The sequence below is a fragment of the Klebsiella aerogenes genome (genome assembly GCA_029027985.1).
Lineage (GTDB): Bacteria > Pseudomonadota > Gammaproteobacteria > Enterobacterales > Enterobacteriaceae > Klebsiella > Klebsiella aerogenes_A.
In genome coordinates, this window is sequence record CP119076.1 from 2,810,790 (window position 1) to 2,831,699 (window position 20,910).

22 protein-coding genes, 2 pseudogenes and 1 other annotated feature are annotated in these 20,910 nt (G+C 53.3%); of the genes and pseudogenes, 17 read left to right on the plus strand and 7 right to left on the minus strand.

Going from position 1 to position 20,910, the window contains the following annotated elements; genetic code table 11:
* Positions 1-5: 5 nt before the first annotated feature.
* The 3 genes from PYR66_13445 to rnm all read right to left on the minus strand — a co-directional run bounded on the left by PYR66_13445 (position 6) and on the right by rnm (position 3,585).
* Positions 6-1,661, minus strand: a complete 1,656-nt coding sequence (locus tag PYR66_13445; GenBank protein ID WEF26345.1) for a site-specific integrase — start codon at positions 1,659-1,661, stop codon at positions 6-8.
* Positions 1,662-2,086: 425 nt separating this feature from the next.
* The gene (locus tag PYR66_13450) at positions 2,087-2,707 is read right to left on the minus strand and encodes an L-threonylcarbamoyladenylate synthase (protein ID WEF26346.1); all 621 of its coding nucleotides are present in this window, start codon (positions 2,705-2,707) and stop codon (positions 2,087-2,089) included.
* Positions 2,704-3,585 (minus strand): RNase AM, encoded by an 882-nt coding sequence (gene rnm, locus PYR66_13455; protein ID WEF26347.1) that lies wholly within the window; start codon positions 3,583-3,585, stop codon positions 2,704-2,706. The genes PYR66_13450 and rnm overlap by 4 nt, the downstream gene beginning before the upstream one ends.
* A gap of 159 nt (positions 3,586-3,744) precedes the next feature.
* Positions 3,745-3,840, plus strand: a sequence feature (Trp leader region).
* Positions 3,841-3,875: 35 nt separating this feature from the next.
* On the opposite strand from rnm, the gene PYR66_13460 reads away from it, so the two are divergent.
* The 5 genes from PYR66_13460 to trpA are packed head-to-tail and all read left to right on the plus strand — an operon-like array spanning position 3,876 to position 10,412.
* A complete protein-coding gene (locus tag PYR66_13460) occupies positions 3,876-5,438 on the plus strand; it encodes an anthranilate synthase component 1 (GenBank protein WEF26348.1) in 1,563 nt (520 codons plus the stop codon).
* Positions 5,438-7,033 carry a bifunctional anthranilate synthase glutamate amidotransferase component TrpG/anthranilate phosphoribosyltransferase TrpD gene (gene trpD, locus PYR66_13465; protein ID WEF26349.1) on the plus strand — a complete coding sequence of 532 codons (1,596 nt, stop codon included), beginning with the start codon at positions 5,438-5,440 and terminating at the stop codon, positions 7,031-7,033. The genes PYR66_13460 and trpD overlap by 1 nt, the downstream gene beginning before the upstream one ends.
* 3 nt (positions 7,034-7,036) lie before the next feature.
* Positions 7,037-8,395: a bifunctional indole-3-glycerol-phosphate synthase TrpC/phosphoribosylanthranilate isomerase TrpF gene (gene trpCF, locus PYR66_13470; protein ID WEF26350.1), complete on the plus strand. Its 1,359-nt coding sequence runs from the start codon at positions 7,037-7,039 to the stop codon at positions 8,393-8,395.
* Between the two features lie 14 nt (positions 8,396-8,409).
* On the plus strand, positions 8,410-9,603 hold the full coding sequence (gene trpB / locus PYR66_13475) for a tryptophan synthase subunit beta (GenBank protein ID WEF26351.1): 1,194 nt from the start codon (positions 8,410-8,412) through the stop codon (positions 9,601-9,603).
* Entirely contained in the window at positions 9,603-10,412 is an 810-nt protein-coding gene (gene trpA / locus PYR66_13480; GenBank protein WEF26352.1) for a tryptophan synthase subunit alpha, read from the plus strand. The genes trpB and trpA overlap by 1 nt, the downstream gene beginning before the upstream one ends.
* 30 nt (positions 10,413-10,442) lie before the next feature.
* On the opposite strand, the gene PYR66_13485 is transcribed toward trpA, so the two are convergent.
* Positions 10,443-10,898 carry a MarR family winged helix-turn-helix transcriptional regulator gene (locus PYR66_13485; GenBank protein ID WEF26353.1) on the minus strand — a complete coding sequence of 152 codons (456 nt, stop codon included), beginning with the start codon at positions 10,896-10,898 and terminating at the stop codon, positions 10,443-10,445.
* A gap of 75 nt (positions 10,899-10,973) precedes the next feature.
* Between PYR66_13485 and PYR66_13490 the strand changes: the two genes are divergently transcribed.
* From PYR66_13490 to PYR66_13510, 5 genes and pseudogenes are all read left to right on the plus strand, one after another.
* The gene (locus PYR66_13490; GenBank protein WEF30447.1) at positions 10,974-11,921 is read left to right on the plus strand and encodes a zinc-binding alcohol dehydrogenase family protein; all 948 of its coding nucleotides are present in this window, start codon (positions 10,974-10,976) and stop codon (positions 11,919-11,921) included.
* 439 nt (positions 11,922-12,360) lie between these two features.
* Complete coding sequence (locus PYR66_13495) at positions 12,361-13,107, plus strand: sialate O-acetylesterase (protein WEF26354.1); 747 nt, start codon at positions 12,361-12,363, stop codon at positions 13,105-13,107.
* A gap of 281 nt (positions 13,108-13,388) precedes the next feature.
* Positions 13,389-13,634 (plus strand): annotated as a pseudogene (locus PYR66_13500) (type II toxin-antitoxin system HicB family antitoxin).
* A 218-nt stretch (positions 13,635-13,852) separates the two neighbouring features.
* Positions 13,853-14,677 (plus strand): hypothetical protein, encoded by an 825-nt coding sequence (locus PYR66_13505; GenBank protein ID WEF26355.1) that lies wholly within the window; start codon positions 13,853-13,855, stop codon positions 14,675-14,677.
* A 3-nt stretch (positions 14,678-14,680) separates the two neighbouring features.
* On the plus strand, positions 14,681-14,977 hold the full coding sequence (locus PYR66_13510) for a contact-dependent growth inhibition system immunity protein (GenBank protein ID WEF26356.1): 297 nt from the start codon (positions 14,681-14,683) through the stop codon (positions 14,975-14,977).
* Between the two features lie 24 nt (positions 14,978-15,001).
* Here PYR66_13510 and PYR66_13515 read toward each other — a convergent pair whose 3' ends face one another.
* The gene (locus PYR66_13515) at positions 15,002-15,088 is read right to left on the minus strand and encodes a hypothetical protein (GenBank protein ID WEF30448.1); all 87 of its coding nucleotides are present in this window, start codon (positions 15,086-15,088) and stop codon (positions 15,002-15,004) included.
* Between the two features lie 81 nt (positions 15,089-15,169).
* Here PYR66_13515 and PYR66_13520 point away from each other — a divergent pair.
* Positions 15,170-15,421 (plus strand): annotated as a pseudogene (locus PYR66_13520) (integrase).
* A gap of 32 nt (positions 15,422-15,453) precedes the next feature.
* On the opposite strand, the gene ompW reads toward PYR66_13520, so the two are convergent.
* Positions 15,454-16,092 (minus strand): outer membrane protein OmpW, encoded by a 639-nt coding sequence (ompW, locus tag PYR66_13525; protein ID WEF26357.1) that lies wholly within the window; start codon positions 16,090-16,092, stop codon positions 15,454-15,456.
* Positions 16,093-16,360: 268 nt separating this feature from the next.
* On the opposite strand from ompW, the gene PYR66_13530 reads away from it, so the two are divergent.
* The 4 genes from PYR66_13530 (at position 16,361) to yciA (ending at position 18,681) form a co-directional block, all read left to right on the plus strand.
* Positions 16,361-16,744: a YkgJ family cysteine cluster protein gene (locus tag PYR66_13530; protein WEF30449.1), complete on the plus strand. Its 384-nt coding sequence runs from the start codon at positions 16,361-16,363 to the stop codon at positions 16,742-16,744.
* A 57-nt stretch (positions 16,745-16,801) separates the two neighbouring features.
* Positions 16,802-17,545 carry a YciC family protein gene (locus tag PYR66_13535; protein WEF26358.1) on the plus strand — a complete coding sequence of 248 codons (744 nt, stop codon included), beginning with the start codon at positions 16,802-16,804 and terminating at the stop codon, positions 17,543-17,545.
* 53 nt (positions 17,546-17,598) lie between these two features.
* Positions 17,599-18,138 carry a septation protein A gene (locus PYR66_13540; protein WEF26359.1) on the plus strand — a complete coding sequence of 180 codons (540 nt, stop codon included), beginning with the start codon at positions 17,599-17,601 and terminating at the stop codon, positions 18,136-18,138.
* A 144-nt stretch (positions 18,139-18,282) separates the two neighbouring features.
* Positions 18,283-18,681 (plus strand): acyl-CoA thioester hydrolase YciA, encoded by a 399-nt coding sequence (yciA, locus tag PYR66_13545; protein ID WEF26360.1) that lies wholly within the window; start codon positions 18,283-18,285, stop codon positions 18,679-18,681.
* Positions 18,682-18,714: 33 nt separating this feature from the next.
* Here the strand turns inward: yciA and PYR66_13550 are convergent, their stop codons facing one another.
* On the minus strand, positions 18,715-19,251 hold the full coding sequence (locus PYR66_13550) for a YniB family protein (protein ID WEF26361.1): 537 nt from the start codon (positions 19,249-19,251) through the stop codon (positions 18,715-18,717).
* A 216-nt stretch (positions 19,252-19,467) separates the two neighbouring features.
* On the opposite strand from PYR66_13550, the gene hxpB reads away from it, so the two are divergent.
* Both hxpB and PYR66_13560 read left to right on the plus strand, forming a co-directional pair.
* Positions 19,468-20,136, plus strand: a complete 669-nt coding sequence (gene hxpB / locus PYR66_13555) for a hexitol phosphatase HxpB (GenBank protein ID WEF26362.1) — start codon at positions 19,468-19,470, stop codon at positions 20,134-20,136.
* Positions 20,137-20,264: 128 nt separating this feature from the next.
* Entirely contained in the window at positions 20,265-20,855 is a 591-nt protein-coding gene (locus tag PYR66_13560; protein WEF26363.1) for a metal-dependent hydrolase, read from the plus strand.
* Positions 20,856-20,910 lie beyond the last annotated feature (55 nt).

Here is a 20,910-nt window from a genome sequence, read left to right on the forward strand (position 1 = left end):
CCCTTTCAATAGCTAATGCAATCTACCACTGGTAGCAGTTGGCTCAGCGCTGGCCTATGCGTATATCTCGCCGTGATCCCCAAAGACTGAGTACGACTATGCCCTACTACAAACTGCACCAATGCTGCATTGCCAGTTTTAGCTATAGCCTCAGATATGAAAGTGTGGCGCAAGGCATGAATCACACGTTTCTGCCCAAACTCGTTGTATTTAGGGATATTGCACTCATTCATTAAGCTACGCCACACGAGAGCAATATGCTCGTAAGTTGGCAGGTCTCCAAACACAAGATCATCTGACTTAAGGGGCTTGATACGCGCTAACAGCAGCGTTTCTATCTTTTTACTAAGGGGAATCTGCCGCTGCGCATGCTCAGTTTTACCTCCCTCGATAAAGATATAGTAACGCCCTGTTTCCTCATCTTTGCGGATATGTTCTTTACGGATAGCCGCCATTTCACCCCGGCGAGCACCTGTGTAGATCAAGGTCAGGAAGTAATCTTTACGCCAATCAGTATAAGTTGATAACCGTTCTATTAAACGTTTCATTTCTGGCTTTGAATAATGCCCGCCCTTGTTCTCTGTCACCTCATACTTGATCCCCTCAGTTGGCGCTTTTTCTAAAATGTCCTTTTCATCTTTAAGGAACACTTTGAAAAACGAGGAATAAATCTTGAGGTGTTTTTTAACGTTAGCACTACTGATCAAATCGTCTTCAGGAACATCAAAATCTATGCACTCAGAAAGGCTCAAATCAGAATACGGTTTGAGATTACGGCGTGGAAGGTTCTCAATCACTGCCAGTGTTTGGCGTATGTGCTGTTTGGTAATACTCCCTACAGGAACATCCCCTAAAACGTACATCAGCACCTCGTAGAAGCGATTATTCTCCCGAGCTATGGTAATGGCCCAGGTTTTCCCCTTCTCCGCAACAAACAGTTTCCACGCTTCCGAGAGTAACGGCGTATTGTCAGCTTCAGGAGCTTCAACAGTTGCTACAGCCTGTTTAATTACTGGCTTCTTCAGTTTTTCAGTATCAGCTAATTGAGATTGCATGGATTCAACAAGAGCGCGGTAACGGACAATATCGCCAGAATAGAACGCCTCATAAGCCTGGTGCAGCATAGCTTGATGCATGTCTATCTGCCCTGCCACCTCATAGGCCTGATCTAAATCCTTTTGACTGAAAGCAACCTTCTTTTGGTGAAGGGCGGCAAGCATCATTCGGGCAGTAGAATCATCCCCGCTATAAACACGATTCAAATGTATATCCGTACGGCCTTTTGCCTCTGTGACACTGGCAGTAGGTGATATGGTAGCCTCAGAATCGATCTGCCGCTGTATTCGTCCGAGTTCCGGCATCCGTTGAGCTTCTTCCACTCCCATTCTCAACCAGTCCAACAGATAGGTATCAAAATCGCGCTGAGTGGCCTCACGGAAACCATCAATATGCATTTTGAATTGCCCGACAGACAGCGAGCCATTTTGAACAAGGGGAATGTAAGGGCTTAGGCGGCTCATAGTCACTTCAACCGCTCTTAGTGAATCAGTGCCTAAACTACGGCGAAAGAAAGTCCCGTCAGGGAGACGAAAATTGATGTAGAAAGTGTTGCCGCGTTTGGTAGTGAATTTCGGGGCTTTGTTGTCCACTCTGTTACCCATTGCGTTGACCCTTTTGTTATTCATTTCATAGAGTTAACGCTAACGACTTGATTTCTTATATAGTTTTATGGCCTTCCCAGGCGTCTGACATGCTTTGGCAAACAACAGGTCAAGACAAATCACCAACCTGTTGTTATATAAATACTTTACACATTTTAAGGCGCTGTTCGTCAGTACTGAAATGCAGTACACGCGCCTGCGTGGGCGAACATACTACACTAACTTCAAAATGAATGCTTCTCTGCGTTTCATTTCGCTGAATACGACCATACCGCTTACTCGTTACCGGGTAAGTATGGGCTAATGGTTAAACTTAATCCTGGTCTATCAGTCGGAGGGGGAAAAGGTCTACGCGATACAAACCGCGGTGAGCCGCAAGGCATTTAACCTGCGAGCGGCGCCTGATGCGCCACCCACGGAGAGTATTACTGGAAAGGTTTAATATCGCCGACGCCTTCTCGCAGTACCACCGGCGCATCTTCCGTCAGGTCGATAACCGTGGTGGGCTGCTGGCCAAGGTAGCCGCCATGAATAATCAGATCGACGACCTTCTCCAGACGATCTTTAATCTCTTCCGGATCCGACTCGGTGAATTCATTACCCGGCAGCATTAATGACGTCGAGAGCATCGGTTCGCCGAGCGTCTCCAGCAGCATTTGGGCGATGGGGTTAGCTGGCACGCGCATACCGATGGTTTTGCGTTTATCCTGTAGCAAGCGGCGCGGCACCTCTTTCGTCCCTTTCAGGATGAAGGTGTAGTTACCCGGCGTATTGTTTTTGATCAGGCGAAACGCCACGTTATCGACAAACGCATAGGTCGACAGCTCGGACAAATCGCGGCACATCAGCGTAAAGTTGTGGCCATCCGGCAGTTGACGGATGCGACAGATTCGCTCCATCGCCCCTTTATCTTCGATTTTGCATCCCAGGGCATAGCCAGAGTCCGTTGGATAAACGATGACCCCCCCCTTACGCACGATTTCCACCGCCTGATTAATCAACCGCGCCTGCGGGTTGTCTGGATGGATATAGAAAAACTGGCTCATACTTCCCTCTCAAGTTGTTCTGCGGCCACTTCCCAACTGCGCCAGATCCCTTCTACGCCAGCGGGTAGCCAAAGTTTGCGCCCCAGCTCGATCCACGGACAGGGCTGGTGGAAATCCGAACCCTGCGACGCCATCAGGCCAAACTGTTTCGCGTAGCTTGCCAACTGCGCGCGCTCGTGCGGCGCCTGCTGGCACTGGGCGACTTCCATCGCATCGCCGCCCTGCTCGCTAAAATGGGCCAACAGCCGTTTCAACCATTTGGCGGAGAGATCGTAACGCCCCGGATGGGCAATCACCGCTTTGCCGCCAGAATGATGAATGACATCAATCGCTTGTTTTATTGTACACCACTGCGGCGGAACGTATCCGGTTTTCCCGCGGGCGAGGTATTTTTTGAAAACGTCGGCGATATTGCCAGCAAAGCCCGCTTCCACTAAAAAACGCGCAAAGTGACCGCGAGTCACCGCTCCGCCGTTGGCAAGGGTTAACGCCCCTTCCCAGGCGCCGGGGATGCGCGCTTTTTCCAGACGTTCGGCGATCATACGCCCGCGCTGCTGGCGGCGTTCAGTCTGTTCCGATAACAGTTGTGTCATCGTCGGATGCTCAATATCGATATTCAACCCGACAATATGAATCTCGTGATTTTCCCACAGGGTTGAAATCTCAACCCCGGTGATGAGTGTTAGCGGCAGTGCGGCGCGCGCAATTTCGGCGCGTGCCGCCGGGATCGCGGCTACGCTGTCATGATCGGTAATCGCCAGGGTGCCCACTCGCATCTCGTGAGCGCGGTGTACCAACTCTTCTGGAGTCAATCGCCCATCGGAGGCAACGGTATGGCTGTGCAGGTCATAAATGACTGCGTAATTTGTGTCGCTCAAGATGGCTCCCACTGAACCTGAACAGAAATAAGCGCATTATGATAACGACTCAGAAAGAAAATCTGCAAACAAGGGTTGACTTTATTTTCATGGACTAGTTAACTAGTACGAAAGTTCACACAACGGGTATCTCTGATGAAAACGCAATTTATCACTCTCCATAGCTGGTGGCGTCTCTCCTGGAATCGGGCGGCGTGATCGCGTATTGCACTCAGCAAACAGATACCCGGCCCGCCACTGAGCGGGCTTTTTTTTGAACAAAATAATGAACAGAACAGGCGAGAATGATAATGCAAACATCAAAACCAGCGCTCGAGCTTCTCACCAGCGACGCCATCTACCGGGAAAACCCGACGGCGTTGTTCCATCAACTGTGCGGCGCACGTCCGGCAACCTTACTGCTGGAATCCGCGGATATCGATAGTAAAGATGATTTAAAAAGCCTGCTGCTGGTCGATAGCGCGCTGCGCATCACCGCTCTTGGCAATACCGTCACCCTCCAGGCGCTCTCTGCGAACGGCGCGGCGCTGCTGGATCTGCTGGATAACGCGCTGCCGTCAGGCATTGACAATCTCCGCCAGCCGCATAGCCGGGTCTTAACCTTCCCGCCGGTTAGCGCCTTGCTGGATGAAGATGCGCGCCTGTGTTCATTATCCGTCTTCGACGCTTTCCGTCTGTTACAAGAGCTGGTAAGCGTGCCGCAGGCGGAACGCGAAGCGATGTTCTTCGGTGGTCTGTTCGCTTACGATCTGGTCGCCGGTTTTGAAGATTTGCCGCAGCTTGACAACGACACCGCCTGCCCGGATTACTGCTTCTATCTCGCGGAAACCCTGTTGGTTATCGACCATCAGACCAAAAATACCCGCATCCAGGCGAGTCTGTTTACCCCGTTGGCAAATGAAAAGCAGCGCCTGCTGCAACGTATCGCTCAGCTCCGCCAGCAGCTGAATGAGCCGCCTGCGCCGCTACCGGTCACTACCCTTGCGGAAATGCGCTGCGATGTCGATCAGAGCGATGAAGAGTATGGCGCGGTTGTGCGCAAAATGCAGCGCGCCATCCGTGCAGGGGAAATCTTCCAGGTCGTGCCCTCGCGTCGTTTCTCACTGCCCTGCCCGTCGCCGCTGGCCTCTTACGACGTACTGAAAAAGAGCAATCCAAGCCCCTATATGTTCTTTATGCAGGATAACGATTTCACCCTGTTCGGCGCCTCGCCGGAAAGTTCGCTGAAATACGACGCCGTTAACCGTCAGATTGAAATTTACCCGATTGCCGGTACTCGCCCGCGCGGCCGTCGCGCCGACGGTTCGCTGGACCGCGATCTCGATAGTCGCATTGAACTGGAAATGCGCACCGACCATAAAGAACTTTCCGAGCATCTGATGTTGGTCGATCTTGCGCGTAACGATCTCGCTCGCATCTGTACGCCGGGCAGCCGCTACGTGGCGGATTTAACGAAAGTCGACCGCTACTCATTTGTGATGCACCTGGTGTCCCGCGTTGTCGGCGAACTGCGTCGCGACCTCGACGTGCTGCACGCCTATCGCGCCTGCATGAATATGGGCACCCTCAGCGGCGCGCCGAAAGTTCGCGCCATGCAGCTGATCGCCGCGGCCGAAGGTAAACGCCGCGGTAGTTACGGCGGCGCCGTCGGTTACTTTACCGCCCATGGCGATCTCGATACCTGCATCGTGATCCGTTCTGCCTACGTAGAAGATGGCATTGCCACCGTGCAGGCGGGCGCCGGTATCGTTCTCGATTCCGTTCCGCAATCCGAAGCGGATGAAACCCGTAATAAAGCTCGCGCCGTGCTGCGCGCCATTGCTCAGGCCCATCACGCGAAGGAGACTTTCTAATGGCCGACATCCTGCTGCTCGATAACATCGACTCCTTTACCTATAACCTTGCGGACCAGCTGCGGGCGAACGGTCACAACGTGGTGATTTATCGCAATACCGTCCCGGCACAATCGCTGATTGAACGCATTGGCACCATGGACAACCCGGTACTGATGCTTTCTCCAGGCCCGGGGACGCCAGGCGAAGCGGGCTGTATGCCGGAGCTGCTAACCCGCATGCGCGGCAAGCTGCCGATTATCGGGATTTGCCTCGGCCATCAGGCCATCGTCGAAGCTTACGGCGGCTATGTCGGCCAGGCCGGCGAGATCCTTCACGGCAAAGCCTCCAGCATTGAGCATGACGGCCAGGCGATGTTCGCCGGTCTGACTAACCCGCTGCCGGTGGCCCGCTACCATTCGCTGGTGGGGAGCAATATTCCGGCCGGGCTGACCATTAACGCCAACTTCAACGGCATGGTGATGGCGGTTCGTCACGACGCCGATCGCGTCTGCGGCTTCCAGTTCCACCCGGAGTCGATTCTGACTACCCAGGGGGCGCTGCTGCTGGAACAAACGCTGGCATGGGCGCTGCAGAAACTGGAGCAGACGAATGTCGTGCAGCCGATTCTGGAAAAACTGTACCAGGCGGAAACGTTGAGCCAACAGGAGAGCCACGTGCTGTTTTCCGCCGTCGTACGCGGTGAAGTGAAGCCGGAGCAGCTGGCGGCCGCACTGGTCAGCATGAAGGTACGCGGCGAACAACCGCAGGAAATCGCCGGCGCCGCTACCGCGCTGCTGGAAAACGCGGCGCCGTTCCCGCGCCCGGATTATCTGTTTGCCGATATCGTCGGTACCGGCGGCGACGGCAGCAACAGTATCAATATTTCAACCGCCAGCGCCTTTGTAGCCGCCGCCTGCGGGTTAAAAGTGGCGAAGCACGGCAATCGCAGCGTCTCCAGCAAATCAGGGTCGTCCGACCTACTGGCCGCGTTCGGCATCAATCTGGATATGAATGCCGATAAGTCGCGCGCCGCGCTGGATGAACTGGGGGTTTGCTTCCTGTTCGCGCCGAAATACCACACCGGATTCCGCCACGCGATGCCGGTGCGCCAGCAGTTGAAAACGCGCACTCTGTTTAACGTGCTGGGGCCGCTGATCAACCCGGCGCATCCGCCGCTGGCGTTGATTGGCGTCTACAGCCCGGAACTGGTATTGCCTATCGCCGAAACCTTACGCGTGCTCGGTTATCAACGCGCCGCTGTGGTTCACAGCGGCGGTATGGATGAAGTGTCGCTGCATGCGCCGACGGTGGTCGCCGAACTCCATAACGGCGAAATCAAGAGCTATCAGCTGACCGCCGCCGACTTCGGCCTGACGCCTTATCATCAGGAACAGCTGGCGGGCGGCACGCCGGAAGAAAACCGTGACATTCTGACGCGCTTGCTACAAGGTAAAGGTGAAGCCGCTCACCAGGCCGCCGTTGCCGCCAACGTCGCCATGTTGATGCGTTTACACGGGCATGAAGACCTGAAAGCTAACGCCCAGCAGGTACTGGATGTGCTGCACAGCGGAGCGGCCTATGACAGAGTGACCGCATTAGCGGCAAGAGGGTAAATAATGCAGACCGTTTTAGCAAAAATCGTTGCCGACAAAGCGATTTGGGTAGAAGCCCGCAAACAACAACAACCATTAGCCAGTTTTCAAAACGACGTCGTTCCGTCCGGGCGCCATTTTTACGATGCGCTGGCGGGCGCCCGCACCGCGTTTATTCTTGAGTGCAAAAAGGCGTCGCCGTCAAAGGGACTGATTCGTGAAGATTTCGACCCGGCGACTATCGCCGGGGTTTATAAGCACTACGCCTCGGCTATTTCGGTGCTGTGCGATGAGAAATATTTCCAGGGCAGTTTTGATTTCCTGCCGATCGTCAGCCAGGTCGCGCCGCAGCCGATTCTGTGTAAGGACTTCACCATCGATCCTTACCAGATTTACCTGGCGCGTTACTACCAGGCCGACGCCTGTCTGCTGATGCTGTCGGTGCTCGATGACGATCAATATCGTCAGCTCGCCGCCGTCGCCCACAGCCTCAATATGGGCGTGCTGACCGAAGTCAGCAACGAAGAGGAGCTGGAACGCGCGATTGCGCTGAAGGCCAAAGTCGTCGGGATTAACAACCGCGACCTGCGTGATATGTCGATTGATCTGAATCGTACCCGTCAGTTGGCGCCGCGTCTCGGGCCGGATGTCACCGTGATCAGCGAATCCGGCATCCATACCTATGCCGAAGTCCGCGAGCTGAGCCACTTTGCCAATGGCTTCCTGATTGGTTCGGCGCTGATGGAACAGCAGGATCTCAATGCTGCCGTTAAGCGCGTGCTGCTCGGGGAAAATAAAGTCTGCGGCCTGACCCGTCCACAGGATGCGCAGGCGGCCTACGACGCGGGAGCCATCTACGGCGGCCTGATTTTCGTTGCCAGCTCGCCGCGCGCCGTTGATGACCAGCAGGCGCAGGTGGTGATTGACGCGGCTCCGCTCAGCTACGTCGGCGTGTTCCGCAACGCGCCCATCGGGGAGATCGCCGCTCGCGCGGCAAAACTGCAGCTCGCCGCCGTTCAACTGCACGGCAGCGAAGATCAAGCCTACATTGACGCCCTGCGCGCGACGCTGCCGGAGCAGATACAGATTTGGAAAGCGCTGAGCGTCAGCGACACGCTGCCGCCGCGTAACCTGAATCATGTGGCCAGATACGTCTTTGACAATGGCCAGGGCGGTAGCGGCCAACGCTTCGACTGGTCCCTGCTGCAAGGCCAGGACCTGCGTAATGTAATGCTGGCAGGCGGCCTGAGCGCCGATAACTGTGTAGAGGCCGCGAAAAGCGGCTGTGCCGGACTCGATTTCAATTCAGGCGTAGAGTCGCAGCCGGGTATTAAAGAGGCAAGCCTGGTGGCTGCCGTTTTCCAGACGCTGCGCGCATATTAAGGAGCAATGCAATAATGAGCACTTTACTGAACCCGTATTTCGGCGAATTCGGCGGGATGTACGTTCCGCAGATCCTGATGCCTGCCCTGCGCCAGCTGGAAGAGGCTTTCGTCAGCGCGCAAAAAGATCCTGAATTTCAGGCGGAATTCACCGACCTGCTGAAAAACTACGCCGGTCGTCCGACTGCGTTGACCAAATGCCGCAACCTGACCGAAGGCACCCGCACCACGCTGTACCTCAAGCGTGAAGACCTGCTGCACGGCGGCGCGCACAAAACCAACCAGGTACTGGGCCAGGCGCTGCTTGCTAAGCGCATGGGCAAAACCGAAATTATCGCGGAGACCGGCGCCGGTCAACATGGCGTCGCGTCGGCGCTGGCCAGCGCTCTGCTCGGCCTGAAATGCCGCATCTATATGGGCGCCAAAGACGTTGAACGCCAATCGCCGAACGTCTTCCGTATGCGCCTGATGGGAGCGGAAGTGATCCCGGTGCATAGCGGCTCCGCCACGCTGAAAGACGCCTGTAACGAGGCGCTGCGCGACTGGTCCGGCAGCTATGAAAAAGCGCACTATATGCTTGGCACCGCCGCTGGCCCGCACCCGTTCCCGACTATCGTGCGTGAATTCCAGCGCATGATCGGCGAAGAGACCAAAGCGCAGATCCTTGAGAAAGAAGGCCGTCTGCCGGATGCCGTTATCGCCTGTGTAGGCGGCGGCTCTAACGCCATCGGCATGTTTGCCGATTTCATCGAGGAAACCAGCGTTGGACTTATCGGCGTAGAGCCTGCCGGGCATGGTATCGAAACCGGCGAACACGGCGCGCCGCTGAAGCACGGCCGCGTTGGGATCTACTTCGGCATGAAGTCGCCGATGATGCAAACCTCCGACGGCCAGATTGAGGAATCTTACTCCATCTCCGCCGGGCTGGATTTCCCGTCCGTTGGGCCGCAGCATGCGTTCCTTAACAGCACCGGCCGCGCCGACTATGTGTCGATCACCGACAACGAAGCGCTGGACGCTTTTAAAGCGCTCTCCCGCCATGAAGGCATTATCCCGGCGCTGGAATCTTCCCACGCCCTGGCGCACGCGCTGAAAATGATGCGCGAGAATCCGGAAAAAGAGCAGCTGCTGGTGGTTAACCTATCCGGTCGCGGCGATAAAGACATCTTCACCGTACACGACATCCTGAAAGCGCGAGGGGAAATCTGATGGAACGTTATGAAACGCTGTTTGCACACTTAAAAACTCGCCAGGAAGGCGCATTTGTCCCCTTCGTCACCCTCGGCGACCCGGGGCCGGAACAGTCGCTAAAAATCATCGACGCGTTGATTGAAGCCGGCGCCGATGCGCTGGAGCTGGGGATCCCGTTTTCCGATCCGCTGGCCGATGGCCCGACGATTCAGGGGGCGACGCTGCGCGCCTTTGCCGCTGGCGTTACGCCGGCGCAGTGCTTCGAAATGCTGGCGGCGATCCGTCAGAAGCATCCGACGATTCCAATCGGCCTGCTGATGTACGCCAACCTGGTGTTTAGCCCGGGTATTGATGCGTTTTATGCCGAGTGCGCCCGCGTCGGCGTGGATTCAGTGCTGGTCGCCGACGTACCGGTCGAAGAGTCGGCGCCGTTCCGCCAGGCGGCGCTGCGTCATAACATCGCGCCGATTTTCATCTGCCCGCCAAATGCCGATGACGATTTACTGCGCCAGATTGCCTCTTATGGCCGCGGCTATACCTATTTACTGTCACGCGCCGGGGTGACCGGTGCGGAAAACCGCGCCGCGCTACCGCTGCACCATCTGATTGAAAAACTGGCGGAATATAACGCCGCGCCGCCGCTGCAGGGCTTCGGCATCTCCGCGCCGGAACAGGTGACTGCCGCGATTGACGCCGGGGCCGCCGGGGCTATCTCCGGTTCGGCTATCGTTAAGATTATCGAGCGCAACCTCGAACAGCCGCAAAAGATGCTCGACGAGTTGAAAGCTTTCGTGCAAAGCCTGAAGGCGGCGACCAAAGCCGCTTGACCGCTCGCCGCCTGGCATCACGCCGGGCGGCTATTTCTGCTGCAAACTGTTGGCGTATTTACGCGTTAAACGAAACAGCGCCAACACCTCGTCTTCCGGCCACTCCGCCAGGATCTGATTCATTAGCCGCCGCCGTGCAACGGCGATACTGTCGATCATCCGTTGCCCGTTTGCGCTCAGCGTCACTTCGCTTATCCGCCGGTCTTTGGCATTGGCTTGCTTGCAGGCAAGCCCCTGAGCCTCCAGTTTTTTCACCTGGCGACTGACGGTGGTGTAATCACGCCCCAAATGATCGGCCAGTTCAACCACGCCCACCGGGCCGTAGCGCCCTACCGCCACCAGTAGCGGAAACAGCATCTGCTCAAGCTGTACGCCTGCCGCCTGTAGTATTTGCTCATCGCGCAGCGGTTGATTCATCACGCTGATGATATCCAACAGCGCGCTGTGAAAATCGGTGACGTCGTAATTATTATGTGCATCTTGCATATATTAGTTAACCGCGTATAGTTCTCCTGAACAATATGTGCATCTTACACGTAATTACTGTCAGGAGTGAATGTGATGAAAGCCGCCGTGGTGTTTGATCTGAACGAAGGTCCGGTATGGGCCGATTTTACCGAGCCGCAGGCCGCAGCCGGACACACGCTGATCGATGTCCATGCCGCCGCCATCAGTCACGTGGTCAAGGCGCGGGCATCCGGGCGCCATTACAGTTTTGACGGCAACCTACCGTTCGTCGTCGGCATTGATGGCGTGGGTACAACCCCTGACGGTCAGCGCGTATATTTCGCCTTCCCCAGCGCGCCTTTCGGTAGTATGGCGCAACGCGCGCCGGTCGCGCGGCAAAACTGCCTGCCGCTGCCGGATGATCTGGATGACGTGAGTGCTGCGGCGATGGCCAATCCGGGAATGTCAGCCTGGGCATCGCTGGTCAAGCGAGCGCAGTTTCAGGCCGGCGAGACGGTGCTGATTAACGGCGCCACCGGCAGCGCCGGGCAACTGGCGGTGCAGATTGCCCGCTATCTCGGGGCGAAAAAAGTCATTGCCACCGGGCGTAATGCACAGGCTCTGGCCGCATTATCTGCCGATGAGTGCATTAACTTAACCGACGATGAGCAGACACTAAGCGCGCAATTTGCGGCGGCCAGCGCCGGTCAAATTGATGTGGTGGTGGATTATTTATGGGGACGTAGCGCAGAGCTGCTGCTACCCGCGCTAGCGAAACATACTCCCGGCGATAGGCCGGTGCGTTACGTGCAGGTGGGTTCCCTTGCCGGGGCTGATATTGCGCTAAATGGCGCGGTTCTGCGCGCCGCGCCGCTACAGCTAATGGGCAGCGGCATAGGGAGTTTATCGATGCCGCAGCTATTGGCGGCGACCGGCGAAATGCTGCAAGCTGCGGTACCCGGTAAATTTACCATCGCCAAAACCCCGCTACCTCTGCGGGACATCGCGGCGGCCTGGCCGTGTGACAACAGTCAGAAACGTACGGTCTTCACTCTCGATTAAAAAAATTCGCTTCCGCACAAACTCTGGGGTTGATATCTCAAATGAGAAATATTATCTTTCTCATTACTGAATAGTTGAGTAAACAACTCAGGTATTCAGTACGACATTGCTCACATTGCTTCCAGTATTTTTCGCCCGCACTTGTTGCGGGCTTTTTTTTGCGAGCGGTGTATACCGAGAGTGAAGCTGAAGAGTCATACACCGTGCTAAGAGATAAAACAACTGGTCACCTGATGACCAGTTGTTTTTATATCCGTTGTTTCAAGCAAAGTAGATGCGTGATAGGCCTTGATTTCGTTATAGGTGTTACAGAATCCGCTTGCCCCTTTAACGTGAACATTGTTGCAATTTAGGACTTCAGCTATTTGTTTGTGAGGGTTATCATCAACATGTTTCGCCGTTTTCTATGGCATTATTTAAATAAGTAACTAGGTTGTTTATGAAAATTAGATATGCTGTTGCAGTCACATTGGCATCCGCCTTATTCATTTCTGTGTGTGAAAAAACAGAGGCGGCTAACGCCATGCCGGTTTATCTCCTACTTGGTCAGAGCAACATGGTTGGAATGAGATCTGTAGCTGCTGATCTTCCCAGCAATATGCAAAAACCTAATAAAAACGCTCTCATTTATAAAGACGGGAAATGGATACCTGTATCCCCCTCATCATTCGAGATCAAAGGGTTTGGCCCAGAGGTATCTTTTGCTCATGAGTTAGCAAAAAAAGGAAAAGTTGGCATTATTAAAGTATCTGCAGGTGATACAAAGTTAGCCTTAGAGTGGAATTCAGCCCCTAAAGGATACCTTTACGAAAAGACAATTTCTGAAATTAAATCAGCAGAGAAAACTAAAAACATAGCCATAAAGGGTGTCATGTGGATGCAAGGCGAAAGTGACGGCATCACTAAAGAGCATGCAGAAGCATATAAGCATAACCTTGAAGTTTTCATTAAAAATATTAAAAAAGAAACAGGAAATAATAATCTTACATTTTCTGTCTGTCGTGTAACATCGCCAGCACCATATTTCAAATACACCCCAATTGTTAGAAAGGCTCAAGAAAGTATTAAGATGAAGGGTTACAAATGGTTTAGCTGTGATGACCTAACCAAAGGGCCTGATAACCTTCATTATGATACGAAAGGTATTGTGAAACTAGGTGAGTTATTCAGTAATTCTATAAAATAATAATAGGGGACATTCCCCTATTCCATTATCCTTACAAATATTCCATTACAATAACGATACCACCAGCTCCTCGACCTGAAGCAGCCATACCATCGCCCTGAATGGATACTGCACTCCCTCCCTTGCCAAAAGCGGAGCCAGTACCTTTCCCAGAGAGACTGCCTGGACTTGCTGTTTTCGCTAGAATTGCGCAGGAACCATCATTACCAGCGTATGAATAAAAATTTGCACCCGTAATCATTCTGTTAAGCGTTGAGTGCCTGAACGAAGATGCTGGGCGCAGTGTCGATGAAATCAAAGACGCCGGTTATATGGTGTATGCAGATAACCCAGAATATAAGGACTTTGACAGCTGGGCCCTGGTTGAAGTTGATTTGTCTGAGTTCGAAAGCAAGCCACAACGTATCAATATTTCACTGCCTGATACGCTGATTAAGCGCATCGATAATGCCGTAAAGGGTAACGCCAGCTATCGTGACAGAAGCCATTTTCTGGCTGAAGCTACCCGACACGAACTGAAGCAGTGAGACCAGCGTAGAATTCTCCGGCGCTATGACAGGGGTACTGATGCAATGCATCTCGCGAATACCCCTGTCGTATCGACGGAAAGCAAGAAAACCGCCGGTTGGCAGGGTTTCGATTGTTAAGCGATGTGTCGAAGTGCCCACTCTTATCAGACTACAATACTTTTTGCGTAACGCACTAATATTTTTTACCATATCCTGAAAGACAAAGGAGTAGCACTATGAGTGACGGATTACAGGTTGTAATGTCTCCCGTTCAACTGGCGGCAGTCATATCTGATAAAACAGTTACTGAGGCAGAAACCCTGCAAAACAGATTGCTTGGTGGTCTTAATGTAGCAATGAGTACCGTTGAGCTGGTTGGTGCTACTGCGTTGTGTGCTGCGCCAGACCCTACCATGCTGACCAAAGCAGCATGTGCTGTTGTAGGTACCCATGGACTGGACAGTCTTCATACGGCAATAGACCAGACAATCACTGGTCGCGACACTCGTACAGCGGCTTATCAGCTAGCAGTTGATGCTGCACAACAGTTGGGTGCAGATGAAAAGACAGCAATGAATATTGGCCTGACGGTAGATATTGCTGTGCCGATTGCCTTTGGCCTGGCTCTCGGTGCTGTGCGTGTTGCATCCGTTCGCGTCGGCAGAATTAAGCTTACAGAACACGAATCCACCACTGGATACAAACCCGGCGGGCATACATTATCTCGTCATGTAGGATTAAGCGAAGAAGCCCTGAGAGCCCGTCTGGTTAACAGGCCAACACTATCGGGGAGTAGCACTTTTTATAACAGTCGTCTAGCAGAAGAGGCTATTTCGCAGGCTTTAAAATTCAATGCCCTTTATATTACCAACTGGTCAAAAACAGCAAGAACCGGTGCGAAATTAAATATTGATTTTTTCGCAGGTAAGGAAGTGGGATTTGGTATTGAATCTGCGACAGGTCCCGTAATTAAATCATCTAAAATGCGGGTCGTACTAGAGCTACAAATTTACAATAATAAACCATACTACGTACTAACCGCGTTCCCTGTGCTGAGATAAATCATGATTAATAAATATTTAGACCATTTGATGGGAGCTTACTTCAATCAGGATTATGACCTGTTCGGTGAAACTATCGAAGAGGTGATGGATGAATACCTTAAATGTGAGGGCCCGGAGTATGCCAGGGGGCTCATTGACGATTGTCATAATTTCATCAACAAAAGTGGTGATCCGGAACTCGAATTTGTCGAACTGTATAAATTTGACTTTAATCCGGCACTATGGGGAATTACGGCAAAGCAATTTCTCAGTATAATATCCGCCCAGGCATCTCGTTATCTGGATAACATTAAATGAGGGCCTCTTCAGGCCCATACCGTATTAATGAGCCATCTCCAGTCGAATGTCCAACATAGCCAGGCACTCTTCAATAAACCCCTCAGTCATCTGGAACTTAATTCGGATCATCCCTTCAGAAAAGCAGTGCTTTCGCCCAAGAGCCCGTTTGGATATATCTTTACCAAAGAATGGACCGCAGGAAACTGCATCTCATCGGTTAGAGGTGGCAAAGTTAAATCTGCTACGCTCACAGTGGCATTCAGTAAAGCAAGGGATGAGGTAGATTACGATTGGTCAAAAAATGGGACACCTCCAAGCTTTCACGAACAAAGATCGTTATCTGAACGGCTTTATCGTGAACAAGGAATTGATACTCAAATTCTGCTCGGACATACCAGTAAAACAATGGCCGATCGATACAATGATTCACGCGGGAAAGAGTGGAAAAAACTGGTCATATAATGACCAGTTTTGCAGGAGTTTTGCAGAAGAATTTAGAACCGGTAGCCCGCAGAGAACATAAACACCCACGGATCCAGACGGGTGCTGACTTTCTGGTCTACACCGCCGGCTTTAAATTTCACATCAGTGTCGATATCCATGTACCACACCGACATGTTCAGCAGCCAGTCGCGGTTAATCAGATAATCCAGGCCAACCTGTCCCGCCGCGCCCCATGAATCCTTCAGACTCAGGTCGGAAAGTCCGGCATCCTTACCGGTATCATTGAAATCATTGTTAAAGAAGGTGGTGTAGTTGATACCGGCGCCGATATACGGGCGCACTTTGCTTTGCGCATCGCCAAAGTACCACTGCGCCATTAACGTCGGCGGCAACTGGTGTACGGTGGCGATAGTGCCGGTCGGCCCGGTGCCGACCTTGTGGCGAAATGGCGTCGCCGCCAGCAGTTCAATACCGATATTATCGGTCGCCATATAGGTAAAGGTTAAACCCAACTGGGTGTTATTGCTGACGTTAAAACCGCCAAGACTCCCCAGCACGTTGTCAGAACCTTCTGTCGGGCGAACCGTCGCCGTCCCTGCGCGAATAAAGAACTCTCCCGCTTCGTGCGCCCAGGCGTTACCGCCAGAGAGAGTTCCTAAAACCAAAGCCGCCGCTGCTATTTTCTTCATATCCACTTCCCCATTATGGTTTTTCAGCGGCTGCAAATATACCTACAACGGGTTAGCTTTGATCTGTTTTAGATCACACTAAGTCATTAGATTTAACATTTATTGATCCAGATTAATTTTTGAAGCAGATCGCAACACGCTGATTTGCTTCCACATCAATTTTTACCTTTCCCCATGAAAAATTGTTTGCCCCCTCTTGTCGCCGATCGCGCAGGTCGATAATTTAATTACCGACAATTTTGTTGATGCGTTTTTTTCAGGTGTCATTATGAGTGAAATCAACCCGTGCATGACGTGCGGTGCCTGTTGTGCGTATTTTCGAGTCTCCTTCTACTGGGCTGAAGCCGACGACGCCGGCGGCGTCGTGCCCACGCAGCTCACCGAACCCCTTACCCCTTTTCTGCGCTGCATGCGCGGCACCAATCAACGACAGTGTCGCTGTTCAGCCTTAAGCGGCGAAATCGGCGAATCAGTGCATTGCTCTATCTATCAGCAGCGTCCTTCTCCCTGTCGCGAATTCGCCATGTCCGGCGAAGACGGCGTGCTCAACGACGCGTGCCATCGCGCCCGTGCCCGCTACGGCCTGCCGCCGCTGGGTTCTCTTTACAAAGATATACTTACCGTGGCCACAGCAGAGGCTGCTACCTGGTAACGTTTTGCGGTACAATCGCCGGCTAGTTAAAACACCTGCAAGACTCAAGGAGAATGCATGTCTATCACGGCGAAGTCCGTCTACCGTGACACGGGGAATTTTTTTCGTAATCAGTTCGTTACTATCCTGCTGATTGCGTTGTTATGCGCGTTCATCACGGTAGTCATTGGCCATGCCTTTTCACCCAGTGAAGAGCAACTGTCGATCCTTAGCGAAGGCGATAATCTGGCGGGCAGCGCTGGTTTGTTTGAACTGGTGCAGAACATGACGCCGGAACAGCAGCAAATCCTGCTGCGCGCGTCGGCAGCCTCGACCTTCTCCGGCCTGGTGGGTAATGCCATCCTCGTCGGTGGCGTGTTGTTGCTGATCCAATTGATCTCCGCCGGGCATCGCGTTAGCGCGCTGCGGGCAATTGGCGCCGCGGCGCCGGTTCTACCTAAACTGCTGCTGTTGATCCTGTTCACCACCTTCGTGGTGCAAATGGGAATGATGCTGGTGCTGGTGCCGGGCGTGTTGCTGGCCATTGTACTGGCGTTTGCGCCAGTAATGCTGGTGCAGGATAAAATGGGCATCTTTGGCGCCATGCGAGGCAGCATGCGTCTGGCATGGGCAAATATGCGTTTGGTCGCGCCAGCAGTGCTTGGCTGGTTGCTGGCAAAAACCGCACTGTTACTGGTGGCTTCGAGCTTTGCCGTGTTGTCGCCAAACGTCGGCGCGGTGGTTATCAATACCATCAGCAACCTGTTCTCTGCGCTGTTGCTGATCTATTTGTTCCGCTTGTATATGCTTATCCGCAACTAACTTTAATCTGGGCCGGGATCTCCCCGGCTCATCCTGAACGACGGAATTGATGTATGAAGCAGTTTCTCGATTTTTTACCGCTCGTAGTGTTCTTTGCTTTTTACAAGATCTACGATATTTACGCCGCGACCACCGCGCTGATTGTCGCTACCGCTGTCGTACTGATTTACAGCTGGGTACGCTATCGCAAAGTCGAAAAAATGGCGCTGATCACCTTTGTACTGGTCGCCGTGTTCGGCGGTCTCACCATTTTCTTCCATAACGATGAGTTTATTAAGTGGAAGGTGACCGTGATCTATGCGTTGTTTGCTGGCGCTTTGTTGTTCAGCCAGTGGGTGATGAAGAAGCCGCTGATTCAGCGCATGCTGGGTAAAGAGCTGACGCTACCGCAACAGGTATGGTCGCGGCTGAATCTGGCCTGGGCGCTGTTCTTTATCCTATGCGGGCTGGCCAACATCTACATCGCGTTCTGGCTGCCGCAGAATATTTGGGTCAACTTCAAGGTCTTCGGCTTAACCGCGCTGACTCTGGTGTTTACCCTGCTGAGCGGCGTGTATATCTACCGCCACATGCCGCAGGACGACAAGCACTAATCTTCTCTACGGTACGCGCAATCAGGCGCGTACCGCGCCTTCCCTGACTACTGCGCAAATTTACGCTACATATTCCCCTATTCTCTCTACACCGTTTTCATAGTAGCATCGCGCTGATCTTCTTTGACCAGTACAGAGTATAGAATGACAACAACAGATCTCGCCCCGAAGGGCGAAATGGTTTTACGCACCCTGGCCATGCCATCGGATACCAATGCCAATGGCGATATTTTTGGCGGCTGGCTCATGTCGCAGATGGATATTGGCGGCGCGATTATGGCCAAAGAAATTGCCCGAGGTCGCGTGGTGACCGTGCGTGTCGACGGCATGACCTTTTTACGTCCGGTCGCGGTGGGCGACGTGGTGTGTTGCTATGCCCGCTGCGTCAAGCGCGGCAATACCTCAATAACCATTAATATTGAAGTGTGGGTGAAGAAGGTGTCATCAGAACCCCTTGGTCAGCGCTATAAAGCGACGGAAGCGCTGTTTATCTACGTCGCGGTAGATAATGAAGGCAAGCCGCGGGCGCTGCCTGCCGAATAAGTCATTGCCCGGCTTGCCGGGCAGTTCGCCTGCTTACAGGAAACCAAGCAGCGAGAAAAAGAGATAGCCGATCACAATCACCACAATCGGCAGCACGTAAAGGGTGAAGTACTGCTTCAGAATCGTATGACGCGGCACCACAATACGCTCGGCAAGCTGTTCGCGAGTTAAGCCTTCCGCCCCCTTGGCCTGCTCCAGAATAAGCTGATCCTCAACGCCCTCACGTAAAAACGTTGCCTGACGACTCATCCGCGCGCCGGAAGCCTGCAGCGCCATGCCAATAAAGACCAGCACATAGATAATCCAGAAGCCGATGTTCAGCGCATGTTTGAACTCAGGCAGCGGCGAGTTGTACCAGAAGAAATTCAGGAATGGCGTATTGAAGCGCGCCATCTCGATCATCAGGTGGGCGAAGTCCATCATCACCGCATCGATACCTGGTTTCTTTTCGCTGTGCTCGTACATGAACTTCAGTACGGAGATCAGCGTAGACAGCACGGCAGGAATGAAGATAACCCATCCCAAAATGCGTTTAATGATCGCAATGCGTCCAGCTTGTTGATACGTCATGAGTTCCCCTTGTTTAAGACGCTATATTCTCAATCCCCGAAATGCCATCAGGTTTATACCCGTCATACTTCAAGTTGCATGCGCGCTGGCTTTCCTGCAACTCGAATTATTTAGGGTATAAGTCTATCTTCGTCGGCGAATTTCGCCTGCTTAAGCGCGGTATGATATACCATATGGACAAATTCGTTATCTACTTACGCCAATGGAGAGGAACTTATGTCAGCCAAGCGCAATATTCTTGCCGCTATTTTCGATATGGATGGCCTGCTTATCGATTCAGAGCCGCTGTGGGATCGCGCAGAGCTGGAGGTGCTGGAAAGCCTCGGAGTGGATATTAGCCGCCGTGACGAACTGCCGGACCTGCTGGGTCTGCGTATCGACCTGGTGGTCGATTTGTGGTTTGCCCAGCAGCCATGGAGCGGCCCGGACCGTGCGGAAGTCACCGCCTGTATTATTCGCCGGGCGATTCAACTGGTGGAAGAGTCGCGCCCGCTGCTGCCTGGCGTGCGTGAAGCCGTAGCCCTATGTAAATCGCAGGGGCTCAAGGTTGGTCTCGCTTCTGCATCACCGCTAGCTATGCTGGAAAAAGTACTGGACATGTTTGAGCTGCGCGACCAGTTTGATGCCCTCGCCTCCGCCGAACATCTACCCTATAGCAAACCGCATCCGCAGGTCTATCTCGATTGCGCCGCTAAGTTGGGCGTCGATCCGAAGAGCTGTGTCGCGCTGGAAGACTCCGTCAACGGAATGATCGCCAGTAAAGCGGCGCGGATGCGATCGATCGTCGTCCCGGAAGAAGAGAACAGCCGCGATCCGCGCTTTGTGCTGGCCGATGTCAAACTGGCATCGCTGGAACAACTGACGGTAGCCGATCTGCGCGGGTAAACACCGCACAAGCTACGGCGGTGTCGTCAGGATATGTCAGTCTTGTGACAAAGAGTTACAACGTCACCGCTTCCGTATACTGTATAAAAACCCTATACTGTATGAATTGACAGTTTAGGGTTTTTATCATGACGGCGGAAGGCCACCTCTTCTTTTCTATCGCCTGTGCGGTATTTGCAAAAAATGCAGAATTAACCCCTGTACTGGCGCAAGGCGACTGGTGGCACATCGTTCCTTCCGCCGTGCTGACCTGTCTGCTGCCCGATATCGATCACCCTAAATCTTTCCTCGGGCAGCGTTTAAGCTGGATTGCAAAGCCGGTGGCGCGCGCCTTCGGTCACCGCGGGTTCACCCATAGCCTGCTGGCGGTATTCGGCGCGCTGGCGCTGTTCTATTTAAAAGTGCCGGAAAGCTGGATTATCCCGGCCGATGCGCTGCAGGGGTTAGTGCTCGGCTACCTCAGCCATATCCTCGCCGATATGCTTACCCCTGCTGGCGTACCGCTGCTGTGGCCTTGCCGCTGGCGCTTCCGTCTGCCGATCCTCGCTCCGCGCAAAGGTAATCAACTGGAGCGCGCGCTGTGCATGGCGCTGTTTGTCTATGCCGTCTGGATGCCGCAAAGCATGGCCGAAAACAGCGCCGTACGCTGGTCATCAAATATGATTAACTCACTGCAGGTGACCTTTAACCGTTTTATTAACCAACAAAGCGAACGTTGACATCCTCCCCGCCCTAAAGGACGGGGATTCCTACCGCGTTCAGACCGGAGCCTGA